The organism is Curtobacterium poinsettiae (assembly GCF_025677645.1).
GTDB lineage: Bacteria > Actinomycetota > Actinomycetes > Actinomycetales > Microbacteriaceae > Curtobacterium > Curtobacterium poinsettiae_A.
Genome location: NZ_CP106879.1, coordinates 982,934 through 995,516, shown reverse-complemented (window position 1 = coordinate 995,516; position 12,583 = coordinate 982,934). Strand labels below are relative to the sequence as shown.

Genomic DNA, 12,583 nt, shown 5'->3' with positions numbered 1-12,583 from the left:
CACCGGTGTTCCGCGTGCGGGACCTACGCGCCGGCGGACAGGGCCCGCAGGGCTTCGGGGTCGCTCGCGTTCAGGAAGTCGGTCAGGCGCTCCGGCTCGCCGGGCTCGTCGATCGCCTCGGCGGCACGGCGCAGGGCGAACAGCGCCCGCAGCACGCCTCGGTTCGGTTCGTGCGACCACGGCACCGGACCGACACCGCGCCAGCCGGCCTTGCGCAGGGCATCGAGCCCACGGTGGTACCCGACACGGGCGTACGCGTAGGACTCGAGGGTCGCGCCGCGCGCCCACGCCTCGTCGGCGAGCAGCGCCCACGCCAGGCTCGACGACGGGTAGGACACCACCACGCTGGCGACGGGGGCGTCCGCCTCGATCGCGGCGGTCACCTCCGGCTCGGCGGGCAGCAGGGTCTCGGGGTTCGACGACGGGGTCGGCAACAGGTTCTCCGGCATGCCCCCAGCCTGTCATCCCTTGCGGGTGCCCGCGTCACGGGATTACCGTGGAGGTCACCTCGTCGTCATCGCGGGGCCGCCGGGGCGGGAGACCGACCGGCGGAACGGATGGCGGACACGGGGGTCCCCCGACGGAAGCAGACGGATTGCTGTCGATCACCGGTACCGCTCAGCCCACGCGCTGACACCGTGATCGCGCGCCCCGTCGGGCGCTCCACCGCACCGCGGTGGCCTCGGTGTCGTGCGCCCAGCATCGACACCGGGAGACACCCCCATGCCCACCAGTCCGTCCGTCGTCCTGCACGACGTCAGCTTCGCCTGGCCCGACGGCACCGTCGCGCTCGACCACCTCACCGCCGCCTTCGGACATGGCCGGACCGGCCTGGTCGGGAGGAACGGGGCCGGCAAGTCCACGCTGGTCCGGCTCGCGACCGGCCGGCTCCACCCCACGTCGGGCAGCATCGCGACGTCGGGTCCCGTCGACCACCTGCCGCAGCGCCTGGCGACGGGTGCCGACGACACCGTCGCCGACCTGCTCGGCGTCCGGCCCACACTCACCGCGCTCCGGGCCGTCCTGGCCGGCGACGCCACGGCCGCACAGCTGGAGGCAGTCGGCGACGACTGGGACCTCGAGGAACGGGCCGCCGCCGTGCTCGACCGGGTCGGGATCGACGGCGACGACCTCGACCGGCCGGTGTCGACGCTGTCCGGCGGGCAGTCGGTGCTCGTCGCCGTCGCCGGGGTGCGGTTGCGCGCCCGGCCGATCGTGTTCCTGGACGAGCCGACGAACAATCTGGACCGCCGGGCCCGCGGGCTGCTCCTCGACCTGGTCGACGACTGGCGCGGCACGCTCGTGCTCGTCAGCCACGACCGGGAGCTCCTCGAGCACGTCGACGAGACCGTGGAGCTCCGCGCCGGGGCGGTGACGGTCTTCGGCGGGACGTTCAGCGCGTTCGAGGAGCACCTGGCCGTGCAGCAGGCGGCCGTCGAACGCGAGGTCCGCGTCGCCGAGCAGCGGCACCGCACCGAGAAGCGGCAGCGCATCGAGGCGGAGACGAAGATCGCGCGTCGTGCGAAGGCCGGTGCGAAGGCGGGCCGCTCGATGCCGAAGATCCTGGCGAACGAGCAGCGGAAGAAAGCACAGGAGACCGCCGGCCGACTGCGCGTCGGGTACGCGGACGACGAAGCCGCCGCGCTCGCCGCCAAGCGCGAGGCCGAGCTCCGCCTGCGGGACGACGAGTCGATCCACGTCACCCTGCCCGACCCGGACGTGCCGGCGTCACGGCGGATCGCGACCGTCACGGTGCGTGGACGGGACGTGATCGTGCAGGGGCCGGAACGGATCGCCGTCACCGGGGACAACGGCGTCGGCAAGTCCACCCTGCTCGAACAGCTGGTCGGCGACCCCGCGGCCCGGGAGCACCCGCTGCCCGAGACCACGGCCGTCGCCCACGTCGACCGGATCGCGTACCTGCCGCAACGGAAGGACAGCCTGGACGACACCGCCACGGTGCTCGACAACGTGCGCCGGGACGCCCCGCACGTCCCCGTCGCCGAAGTCCGCAACCGGCTGGCGAAGTTCCTGGTGCGCGGGGACACCGTCGACCGCCCGGCCGGGGACCTGTCCGGCGGGGAGCGGTTCCGGGTGGCGCTGGCGGCCCTGGTGCTCGCCGACCCGCCGCCGCAGCTGCTCGTGCTCGACGAACCGACGAACGACCTCGACCTGACGAGCGTCGACCAGCTCGTCGACGCGCTGCGGGCCTACCGAGGAGCACTCGTCGTGGTGAGCCACGACGCGACGTTCCTGGAGCGGCTGGAGCTCGACGCGCGCATCGAGCTGACGTAACCCGCGGTCAGCGCCGTCGGGTCGGTCGGATCGCGAGCGACTCGACCGTGCCGCGCTCGGGCAGGTCGACGACGGTGCGGACCGCGGCGGCGACGTCCTCCGGCGCCAGGTAGTAGTCGGTGTCGTAGGACTCCCCGAGCTTCGCCACGAGCTGCCGCTGCATGTCCGAGTCGGTGCGGCCCGGGTGCACGCTCGACACCCGGACGCCGTTCGCCCGTTCCTCCTCACGCAGGGCGTCGGCGAAGGCCCGCAGCGCGAACTTCGACGCCGCGTACACGCCACCGCCGGGGCCGGAGTGGAACCCGGACCCGCTGTTGATCGGTACGACGATGCCTCGCGCCACCCGCAGTGCCGGCAGCGCCGCCCGGGTGAGCTCGGCGACCGCGAACACGTTCGTCGCGAAGACCTGCTCCCACACGGCACGCGGGGTCTCGGCGACGGTGGTGCCCTGCTCGACGCCGGCCGAGTGCACGAGCACGTCGAGCCGCTCGGGCAGCGCCGGGACCTCGCCCGCGCCGAGGTCACCGACGAACGGCGCAGCACTCGGCAGCTCCTGGACGATGGAGTCCACTGCGTCGGCGGACCGGCCGCCGACGAGCACGTGATGCGTGCGGCCGAGGTCGGCGGCGATCGCACGGCCGATGCCGCGGGTGGCTCCGGTCACCAGGGCGACCGGACGGTTCTGGAGCGGTTCTGTCGTCACGTGGGCCAGCCTACGGAAGCCGGGATGGGCCTCCTGTGCGGTCGCGGCGACGACGCAGCACCGTCAGCGCGACACCGGCGGTGACCACGAAACCCACGAGCGCCGCGATGCCCCACGGCGAGCCGGCGAGCGCCGCGACGACGGCCCAGAACACCGCGAGCCCGACGGTCGCGTACAGGAGCGCCCACGCCACGCACCCCGGCACCATCGCGATCGTGTACCGCCACCAGGCGACCCGTGCCAGCCCGGCTGCGGCGTTCATCACCGTCTGCAGGCCGACCACGACGAAGCTCACCGTCACGACGGGCAGGCCCCAGCGGTCGAGCAACGCCGAACCGCGACGGACGGCTGGCGAGCGCAACCAGCCACCCCACCGCGAGCGGGACGCACCCGCCACCGCGAGCCGCGCGACCCAGTACGTGGCCTGCGCGCGGCAGAACACGACCAGGAAGAGCGCGAGGACGAGCCACCGGAACGGGAGCCCCTCGAGGAAGGACGGCACGCTCGCACGGTAGCGCCCCGACCCGGGGACCGACCGTCAGTCGTTGTCGACGCCCTGGCGGATGCGGATGCCCTCCAGCACGTCCTGCGCACGCTTCTCGTCCTGCTTCTCGATCTGGCGGGTGTCGCGCTCGGGGAGCTGGATGTCCTCCTCCGCGCGGATGCCGGCCTGCAGCTCGCGACCCCGCTCGATCTCGGCGTCGAACTCGGCACCGAAGAGCAGGGCGTTGTTCGTGATCCAGATCCAGAGCAGGAACACGATGACCCCACCGAGCGAGCCGTACGTGGCGTTGTAGTTCGAGAAGTTCCCGACGTAGAACCCGAAGCCGACGCTCGCGATGATCCAGATGAGGAGCGCGAGGATCGACCCGCCGCTGACCCAGGTGAACTTCGGCTGCTTGACGTTCGGCGACCAGTAGTAGAGCACGGCGACGACGATGATCGCGATGACGAGCAGGATCGGCCACTGCACGATCGACAGGACGGTGACGGCCACGTCGCCGAGGCCGATGACGTCGCCGAAGCTGCGGGCGAGCGGCGCGCTCACCAGCACCAGCAGACCGACCACGAGCAGGACGACCGTGGTGACGGTCACGCCGAGCATGGTCGGGCGGAGCTTCCAGATCGGGCGGCCCTCGCGGACGTTGTAGATCCGGTTCATCGCGCGACCGAAGGCGCCGACGTAGCCGGAGGCCGACCAGAGCGCACCGACGATGCCGACGATGAACGTGATGGGAGCAGCGGGCGAGCGGACGAGCCCCTCGACCGGATCCCGGATCAGTTCGACGACCTGCTGCGACCCGATGTTGCCGATGATGTCGAGCAGTGTGTCGATCGTCTTCTTCGGGTCGGACACCAGCCCGAGGATCGACACGACCGCCAGCAGCCCGGGGAACAGCGCGAGCACCGAGTAGTACGTCAGGCTCGCGGCGAGATCCGTGCACTGGTCACTCGTGAACTCGCGCAGCGTCTTCTTCAGCGTGTAGACGAGCGTCGGCTTCTTGAGGTCGGTGGGGTTGTCCGGCTTCCGGGCGTCGTCCGGATCCGGCTTCTGCTGTGCGTCGGTCATCGTCTCAGCCCTTCCGCGCCGTGTTCGCCCGCTTCGCGGCCTGCTTCGACCGCTTGACCGCCTGCTTGCGGTTCTTGTTCGCCCGTCGCTGCACTGCCGCGATGCCGACCTGCTGCTTCACGCGCGCCTTGTGCGCCGGGTCCTGCTCGAGGGCTTCCTCGGCCGCCTTGGCCCGCGCCTTCCGGCCCTTCCGGCCTGCCTGGGCCTGCTCCTTCGCCGAGGGGGCGTCGCCGCGCGCACCGAACGGCAGCAGCGCGGTGAACGCCGAGTTCGCCGGCGGCGCGGCCAGGTGCCCGGCGGGGCGGTTCCGCAGCGCGATGCCGAGGACGATCGCCGCGACACCGGTCAGCCCGGTGATGCCCATCGCCACCAGGGGTGTGGGGTCCCGGTGCCACCGCTGCTTCGTCTTGGCGACCGCGAGACGGGTGCGGGCGGGCAGGTCCGCGCGTCGCTTCAGCTCCGTCACGGTGTCCGTGATGCCTTCGCGGGTGCGCACGTTGGCGAGTTCGAGCTCGGGCAGACTGTCCTTGGCCATTCCCCATTTCGTACACGTCCCACCCGGGATCGTGCCCAGCAGGCCGCGTCTACCGTGCCGCACATGCTCTTCCGGGACGCCGCCGAGGGGATCCACCGCCTCGAGATCGCACACACCAACACCTACCTCGTCGAAACCGGCGATCGGTTGCTCGTCGTCGATGCGGGGTTGCCCGCCGCGTGGCCGCACCTGCAGCTCGCCGTGCACGACCTCGGGTACACGCCCGACCAGGTCGAGGGGCTCCTGCTCACGCACGGGCACTTCGACCACGTCGGTACCGCCGCACGGATGCACCGCGACTGGGGCACGCCGGTGTTCGTCCACCCGGGCGACCGGCACCTCGCCGCGCACCCGTACTCGTACCGGCCGCAGACGAACCGTGCCGGGTTCGTCGCGCTCCACCCGGGCGGTCTGCGCCCGCTGGGCAGGATGCTCCTGGCCGGAGCGGTCACCGGCGACGGCATCACGGACACCGAACCGCTGGAGAACCGCGCCGACGTGCCGGGCAACCCGTGGATCATCGAGACCCCGGGGCACACCGACGGGCACGTGGCACTGCACTTCGCCGACCGCGACGCCGTGATCGCCGGGGATGCGCTCGTCACCTTCGACCCGTACACGGGCGGGATCGGACCCCGGATCGTGGCACCGGCGGCGACGTCCGACGTCGACACGGCGGTCGCGTCGCTGGACCGGCTCGCGGACACCGAGGCGAAGCACGTGCTGCCCGGCCACGGACCGGGCTGGTCGCTCGGTGTGCGGAGTGCCGTCGCGCAGGCGCGGCGGGCGGCTGGCGCCGCCTGACGCGCGGACGCGACAGATGAGGCGGACCCCACCGGGTCTGGTGCACGAACGCGACAGTGTGCCGCGGACGTTCCGCAGCGCACTGTCGCATTGGCGGCGGTGGAGGCGACCCGAGCCGGCCTGGAGGCGCGGTGCGGGCCCGCCTCGCGCCTCCAGGCCGTGGGTGGTCGCGGTCAGGACGGGACGACGACGTCCTCGGGCAGGCCGGACGCCGCGGAGCGGCCAGCAGCCTCCATCAGCGCGAGGCTCCGCAGGTTGTCGCGCCCGCTCGTCTCCGGGGCGGGGCCGCCCTGCACCGATCGCGCGAACGCCTGCAGCCCGCCCTGGCGGTCCGTGTGCGCGAGCACGGGGAGCTCGACCGACTCGGCGACGTCGTCCTGCGTGCGGCGGACGGTGACCCGGTCGCCGTCGACCGCGTTCGGCTCACCGTCGCGGCTCGTGAACCAGAGCTCGCCGTCCTCACCCTCGATGCTCCACTCGCCGGCCCAGGCGGTGCGCGGGCCGCGGCTCAGCCAGCTGCCGCGGTAGTTGACGACCGTGCCGCCGTCGAGCTCGATGATCATCGAGGCGACCGCTTCGTCCTGGTACTTGCTGTAGGCGGGGTAGCTGGCCTTGGCGAAGACGCGGACGGCCTCTTGCCCCGTGATCATCCGGAGCAGGTCGAAGTGGTGGATCGCCATGTCGTTGATCATCGCGTGCGGGAACCGGTAGTGCGGGTACGTCTCGGCGGGCTGGTCGTTGTCCCACTGCCGGAAGTCGACGTTGATCGCGGAGACCTCGCCGACGACGTCCGCCTCGAGCATCTCCTGCACCACCCGCGGTGCCGGGTACCAGCGGTAGTTCTGGCTGACCTGCAGCACCAGGCCGAGCTCCTCGGCGCGACGGACCGCGGTGACGGCCTCGTCGGTGGTGTTGGCGAACGGCTTCTCGACCAGGACGTGCTTGCCGGCGTCGAGGGCCTCGAGCGCGAGCGGCACGTGCGTCACGGCCGGGGCGGTGATGACGACGGCGTCGGCGTCGACCGCGGCGAGTGCCTCGGTCAGGGACCCGAACGCAGCGGAGGCCGGGAGCCCGAGGTCGGTCCGCACGGCCTCGAGCGTCGGCGCCGACGGGTCGACGATCCCGACCACCTGCACTTCCGACACCTCCGGGATGGCGGTGCGGGCCCAGTTGCCGCCCCACCCTCCGAGACCGACGTGGATGATCCGGACGCTCATGCGCGCACTCCTTCGTGACTGCCGTCGTGGTTGGTGACGCACCACGGACGCCGCGGTGCGTGCGTCCAGTCTGTCAGGCGGCGGCGACGACGGGTGGGCGGGCGGTCGAGGGCCGTCGCCGGCCTCAGTGCGTGAAGGCGTACGCGATGAGCGCCATCGTGACGATGAACCCGGCCAGGTAGTTGATCCAGAGGAAGCGCTTCCACCCGGCGTTCGCGGCCTCGGCACCCTGGTCGGTGATGTTCCACCACGGCAGCACGTTGAGCGCGTACGGGATGACGACGATCGCGGCGATCGGACCGGGGAACGCCGAGAACAGCAGCGCGACCCCGGCGACCAGGTAGGCGACGAAGGCCAGACGGACGGTGGAGCGGGCGCCGATGACGGTCGCGACGGAGCCGATGCCACCGGCCCGGTCGGCCAGGACGTCCTGCACGGCGCCGAACGCGTGCGAGGCCACGCCCCACAGGAAGAACGCGATGCACACGGCGACGAGTTCCGCGGTCCAGTGCGGGCCCGCCAGGGCGAGGCCGTAGACCGCCGGCGACACGAAGTGGGTGCTCGACGTGAGCGAGTCGAGGAACGGCTTCTCCTTGAACCGCAGGCCCGGGGCCGAGTACGCGATGACCGCGAACACGCTGATCGCCAGGACGAGCCACGACCACGGCCCGTTGCCGCTGACCGCGCCGAGCACCACGAGCGCGACGAGGAAGGGGACGTTCGTGATGACGACGGCCCACAGCGTGGTGCGGTGGACGCTCTTGTCGAGCAGGGCGCCCTCGACACCACCCTTCCGCGGGTTGCGCAGGTCGGACTCGTAGTCGAAGACGTCGTTGATGCCGTACATCGCCAGGTTGTAGGGCACCAGGAAGTACACGACGCCGACCAGGAACGCGACGAGCGAGAACCCGCCGCCGCCCTCGACCCCGACCCCGCTGCCGAGCAGGTACGCGGCGCCGAACGGGTAGGCGGTGTTCACCCAGCTGATCGGGCGCGACGAGACGAACAGGGCACGCAGGGTCGACGGCCGGGAGGCGGTGCTGGCGTTCACTTCATGTCCTCTGCTGGTGCTGGCTCTGCTGGTGCTGGGGTCGGGTCGGGCGCGGGGAGCGCGCCGGTCCGGTCGCGTGCGCCGGTCCGGTCGAACAGGACCCACAGGCTGGGCAGCAGCACGATGGCGGACATCGCGTAGGCGAGGTCCTCGACCGGGATGGCACCGATCTTCGCACCGCTGATGAGCGAGGGGTCGTAGGCGACGATCCGCAGCGTGACGATGACGTTGTCGAACACCATCGTCATCACCAGCAGCACGATGCCCGCGATCACGGACGTGAGCACCGCGACCCGTCGCCCGACCGTGGGCCGTCGACCCGCCGCACGGGCTCGGCGAGCGGCGACGACCCCGGCGACCACGGCCACGACGGCCGTGACGCCGAAGAACGGCAGGGCCAGGAGCGCGTACGCTCCGGTGCCGTTCACGCGCGCCGCCGATCGGTCGCCCGCTGCACGAGGGGCCGGACGAAGCCGACCAGGTCCATCGTCGAGTAGCAGAGCAGCAGCAGGAAGAAGAGTTCCTCGAGCGGGACCTCGGGCGCCAGGAGCACCCCGGTGAGCAGGTCCTGCGGGCCGATGAAGAAGATGCCGGCGGCGACACCGACGACGTCCCACACCATGAAGAACGCGACACCGACGACCATCACGGCCGCCGCCCGCCACGGAGCCCGCCAGAAGAACAGCCGGAAGCGGGCGTCCAGCACGGTCATGCCGACCAGGGACACCACCAGGCCGGCGAGGTAGACCCCGGGCATCAGGCTTGCTCGGTCCGGTCCCGCGGGGCCCCGAGGGGCGTCGGCAGCGGCTCGGTACTCCGGTCGCCGTGGATGCGCTTGAGCAGGACCTCGGCGCTGATCAGGCACATCGGCAGACCGATCCCAGGGATCGTCGAGGCACCGACGTAGTACAGCCCCTCGACCTTCTTCGACGCGTTCTTCTCGCGGAAGAACGCGCTCTGCTTGAGGGTGTGCGCCGGACCGAGCATCGAGCCGTTCCAGGCGTTCAGGTCGTCGGCGAAGTCGCGCGGTCCGATGGTGCGTCGGACCCGGATGCGGTCGCGCAGGTCCGGCACCCCGGCGCGCTCGGCCAGCACGTCGATGGCACGGTCGGCGATCTGCTCGACCTGGTAGTCACCGGCACCGTCGATGCCGCCCTTGCCGATCGACAGGTCGGCGGGCAGGGGCACCAGGATGAACAGGTTGCTGGTGCCGGGCGGGGAAACGCTCGGGTCGGTCTCGGAGGGGGCGCAGACGTAGATCGAGGCGGGGTCCGGCACGTGCCGGTCGTCCCCGAAGATCGCGCCGAAGTTCGCCTTCCAGTCCGCGGTGAACATCAGGGTGTGGTGCAGCAGGCCCGGCGTCGGACCGTCGATGCCGAGGTACACGAGCACCGCGCTCGGGCCCGGGTCGCGCTTCTTCCAGTGGTCGGCGCCGTGGGCGCGGTGCTCACGCTCGAGCAGCTGCATCTCGGTGTGCTGCATGTCGGCGGCGCTGACCACGAGGTCGGCGGGGGCCGTGTGCTGCACACCGTCGCGGTCGCGGTGGACGACCCCGGTGGCGACGCCGTCCTCGACCACGATCCGTTCGACCTTCGCGCCGGCGATGATCTTCGCGCCCTCGGCCCGGGCGACACGCTCGACGGCGGAGATCACCTCGGTGATGCCGCCCTTCGGGTAGAGCACGCCGTCGGCCAGGTCGAGGTGGCTCATCAGGTGGTACATGCTCGGTGCCGCGTACGGGCTCGTACCGAGGAACACCGCCGGGTAGCCGAGGATCTGCCACAGGCGACGGTCGCGCACGGCGGTCTCGGCGAAGGTGGAGAGCGGCTCGAGCAGCAGGCGCGCGAGCTTGGGCAGACGACGCAGGACGTCGGGTGCGGCGAGCTTCGTGAGGTCCTGGAAGCTCGTGTACAGGAACCGGCGCACGGCCATCGTGTAGGTGTCCTCGGCCGATGCGAGGTACTTCCGCAGCCGCTCGCCGGCACCGGGCTCGATGGACTCGAACAGCGCGATGTTGGCCTCGGCGTCGGCTCGCAGGTCGATCGGCTCGTCGTGGCCCTCGCTGTACACGCGGTAGCCGGGGTCGAGCTTCACCAGGTCGAGTTCGGCCTCGGCCGACGTCCCGAGCAGCTGGAAGAAGTGGTCGAAGACCTCGGGCATGAGGTACCACGACGGCCCGGTGTCGAACCGGAACCCGTCCTGCTCCCACGAGCCGGCACGGCCGCCGAGCTGCGTGCGCTGCTCGAGCACCGTCACCGAGAAGCCGTCGCGTGCGAGCAGCGCGGCGGCCGCCAGGCCGCTGATGCCGCCACCGATGACGACGGCACGACGCGCGGGCACCTTGCGCCGGGTGGTGGTGGCGACCGTCGTCGGTCGGGAGGCGCGTGGCGGGGTCATGAGGAGCCTCCCGGCCGGTGGGTGGTGACGCGCGACCGGAGCGGTGCGCGTCCGGCGAGGACCTGCGCGGCGAGGCGCACCTTCACCGGGTTGGGGACGCGCACGCGCGTCGTGACGAGGCGGCTCGCCGGCGTGCGCGCGAGTCGGTCGTTGAGTTCCTGGAACAGCGCGTGTGCGAGTCCGACCGCGTTGCGGGCATCGGCCGGCAGCAGCCGGATCGTCCGTGCGGCGTGGTCGAGGTCGGCCTGCACGTCAGCGACCAAGCGGTCCTTCGTGGCCTCGTCGAACGACCGGATGTCGACGCCCGGGAAGTACGAGCGACCGAGCACCTCGAAGTCGGCATGCAGGTCTCGCAGGAAGTTCACCTTCTGGAACGCGGCACCGAGCGCACGCGCGCCGGCGACGAGTTCGGCCTGGTCGAACGTCGGACGACCAGCCCGGTACACGAACGCACGCAGGCACATCAGGCCGACGACCTCGGCGGAGCCGTACACGTACGCGTCGAACGAGGCGTCGTCGTGCTCGGTGCGGTCGAGGTCCATGCGCATCGACGCGAAGAACGGTGCGGTGAGCTCGGCGCCGAAGCCGGTGGCACGGGCGGTGCGGGCGAAGGCGTGGACGACCGGGTTCACCGAGAAGCCGAGTGCGATGGCGCGTTCGGTGTCGGCCTCGAGCTCGTCGAGCACCGTGCGGGCGAGCTCGCGGTCGAGCCCGGCCTCGGTCGCGGGGCCGTCGACGACCTCGTCCGCGACGCGGACCAGCGCGTAGACGTTCCGGATGTGCTCGCGCGTGTCGCGGGCGAGCATGCGGCTCGCCAGGCCGAACGACGTGGAGTACCGGTCGATGACGACCCCCGACGCGGCCTCGGCCGTGGCGTCGTAGAGCTGGAGGCGAGCCGGACGGGGTCCGGTCGCCGTGGTGGTGCTGTGGGTCACCGGGCGCGCTCCACGAGTTCGGTCACGAGGGCCTCCAGGCGGTCGGCGAGGTCGTACGGCAGCCGGGCGAGCTCGGCCCGGGCGAGTGCGGTGTGGTCGGCGACGCGTGCTTCCGCGGCGCCGCGCGCACCGCAGGAGACCAGGGTCGCACGGACCTCGTCCGCACGGGCCTCGGTCAGGTCCGGGTCACCCAGGTACGGCTCGAGGTCGGGCCAGCAGTCCGTGGTCGCCGCGTACGCGATGAGCATCGTGCGCTTGCCCTCGCGCAGGTCGCCCAGCACGGTCTTGCCGGTCATGGTCTCGTCGCCGAAGACCCCCAGCAGGTCGTCGACGATCTGGTAGGCGATGCCGATCTCTCGGCCGAAGGCCTCGAGGGCGGTGACGATCTCCTCGTCGGCGCCGGCCAGGACGGCACCGGACTGCAGCGGGGCCTCGAACGAGTACACGCTCGTCTTCGCCCGCTCCATCGCCAGGACCTCGTCCACCGTCGGCATCACGCCGAGGGCCAGGTCGACGTCGGTCATCTCGCCGGCGGCGCTGGCGAACACGGCCTCGTCGAACAGTTCGAGCAGCCGCTCGCGCCGGGTGCCGTCGACGCCCGCGGCCTCGATGAAGCGGGGCGCGCCGGCGAGGGCCAGGTCACCGGCGATCACGGCGGCACTCATCCCCCGGTGTTCGGCGGTCGGCAGCGGCAGGCCGCCCGTCGTCCCGTTGTCCCGGAAGGACCCGGCGACGTTCGGCTGCCCACGGCGCGACCAGTCGCGGTCGATGACGTCGTCGTGCACCACGAGTGCGGTGTGCAGGAGTTCGTAGGCCGCGGCGACGTTGGCGGCGGCGTGCACGTCGGTGCCGCCCATGCCGGCGTACGCGGTCATGACCATGCGGGGCCGGAAGCGCTTGCCGCCCATGCTCGCCTTGCGGAGCACGCGCCACAGTTCTTCCGACGGTCGGCCGTAGCGCTCGGCGCGTGCCGACGACACGGCGAAGAAGCGCTCGAGGCAGTCGTCGACGAGCGCGAGGTCGATGTGCGGCACGGTGGTCGCTTCCTCGCTCATTGGCCTAACCTATCGACACAG

14 protein-coding genes are annotated in these 12,583 nt (G+C 71.9%); 2 read left to right on the top strand and 12 right to left on the bottom strand.

The genetic code is table 11. The features are described from left to right. Positions 1-23 precede the first annotated feature (23 nt). Entirely contained in the window at positions 24-449 is a 426-nt protein-coding gene (locus OE229_RS04990; RefSeq protein ID WP_182064554.1) for a DUF3151 domain-containing protein, read from the bottom strand. A 274-nt stretch (positions 450-723) separates the two neighbouring features. Here OE229_RS04990 and OE229_RS04985 point away from each other — a divergent pair, with 274 nt between their 5' ends. Beyond that, entirely contained in the window at positions 724-2,295 is a 1,572-nt protein-coding gene (locus OE229_RS04985) for an ABC-F family ATP-binding cassette domain-containing protein (RefSeq protein ID WP_262140020.1), read from the top strand. Positions 2,296-2,302: 7 nt separating this feature from the next. Here OE229_RS04985 and OE229_RS04980 read toward each other — a convergent pair whose 3' ends face one another. From OE229_RS04980 to OE229_RS04965, 4 genes are read right to left on the bottom strand one after another with little or no spacing between them, the layout of a single operon-like run. After that, entirely contained in the window at positions 2,303-2,998 is a 696-nt protein-coding gene (locus OE229_RS04980; RefSeq protein WP_182064552.1) for an SDR family oxidoreductase, read from the bottom strand. Positions 2,999-3,008: 10 nt separating this feature from the next. Then, a complete protein-coding gene (locus tag OE229_RS04975) occupies positions 3,009-3,500 on the bottom strand; it encodes a DedA family protein (protein ID WP_262140018.1) in 492 nt (163 codons plus the stop codon). Positions 3,501-3,536: 36 nt separating this feature from the next. Then, positions 3,537-4,568, bottom strand: coding sequence for a YihY/virulence factor BrkB family protein (locus tag OE229_RS04970; protein WP_259581403.1), 1,032 nt, complete (start codon positions 4,566-4,568; stop codon positions 3,537-3,539). A gap of 4 nt (positions 4,569-4,572) precedes the next feature. Beyond that, positions 4,573-5,103 carry a hypothetical protein gene (locus OE229_RS04965; protein WP_262140017.1) on the bottom strand — a complete coding sequence of 177 codons (531 nt, stop codon included), beginning with the start codon at positions 5,101-5,103 and terminating at the stop codon, positions 4,573-4,575. A 63-nt stretch (positions 5,104-5,166) separates the two neighbouring features. On the opposite strand from OE229_RS04965, the gene OE229_RS04960 reads away from it, so the two are divergent. Then, the gene (locus tag OE229_RS04960; RefSeq protein WP_262140015.1) at positions 5,167-5,907 is read left to right on the top strand and encodes an MBL fold metallo-hydrolase; all 741 of its coding nucleotides are present in this window, start codon (positions 5,167-5,169) and stop codon (positions 5,905-5,907) included. A gap of 173 nt (positions 5,908-6,080) precedes the next feature. Here the strand turns inward: OE229_RS04960 and OE229_RS04955 are convergent, their stop codons facing one another. The 7 genes from OE229_RS04955 to OE229_RS04925 all read right to left on the bottom strand — a co-directional run bounded on the left by OE229_RS04955 (position 6,081) and on the right by OE229_RS04925 (position 12,562). After that, entirely contained in the window at positions 6,081-7,124 is a 1,044-nt protein-coding gene (locus OE229_RS04955; protein ID WP_182064547.1) for a Gfo/Idh/MocA family protein, read from the bottom strand. A 124-nt stretch (positions 7,125-7,248) separates the two neighbouring features. Further along, on the bottom strand, positions 7,249-8,175 hold the full coding sequence (locus OE229_RS04950) for a prenyltransferase (protein ID WP_262140013.1): 927 nt from the start codon (positions 8,173-8,175) through the stop codon (positions 7,249-7,251). Continuing rightward, positions 8,172-8,603, bottom strand: a complete 432-nt coding sequence (locus tag OE229_RS04945; protein WP_262140012.1) for a lycopene cyclase domain-containing protein — start codon at positions 8,601-8,603, stop codon at positions 8,172-8,174. Before OE229_RS04945 ends, OE229_RS04950 begins: the two co-directional genes overlap by 4 nt. Further along, positions 8,600-8,932 carry a lycopene cyclase domain-containing protein gene (locus OE229_RS04940; RefSeq protein ID WP_262140011.1) on the bottom strand — a complete coding sequence of 111 codons (333 nt, stop codon included), beginning with the start codon at positions 8,930-8,932 and terminating at the stop codon, positions 8,600-8,602. The genes OE229_RS04945 and OE229_RS04940 overlap by 4 nt, the downstream gene beginning before the upstream one ends. Next, positions 8,932-10,572, bottom strand: a complete 1,641-nt coding sequence (gene crtI, locus OE229_RS04935; protein ID WP_262140009.1) for a phytoene desaturase family protein — start codon at positions 10,570-10,572, stop codon at positions 8,932-8,934. The genes OE229_RS04940 and crtI overlap by 1 nt, the downstream gene beginning before the upstream one ends. Continuing rightward, entirely contained in the window at positions 10,569-11,507 is a 939-nt protein-coding gene (locus OE229_RS04930) for a phytoene/squalene synthase family protein (RefSeq protein WP_259581392.1), read from the bottom strand. The genes crtI and OE229_RS04930 overlap by 4 nt, the downstream gene beginning before the upstream one ends. After that, on the bottom strand, positions 11,504-12,562 hold the full coding sequence (locus tag OE229_RS04925) for a polyprenyl synthetase family protein (RefSeq protein ID WP_262140007.1): 1,059 nt from the start codon (positions 12,560-12,562) through the stop codon (positions 11,504-11,506). The genes OE229_RS04930 and OE229_RS04925 overlap by 4 nt, the downstream gene beginning before the upstream one ends. Positions 12,563-12,583: the final 21 nt, after the last annotated feature.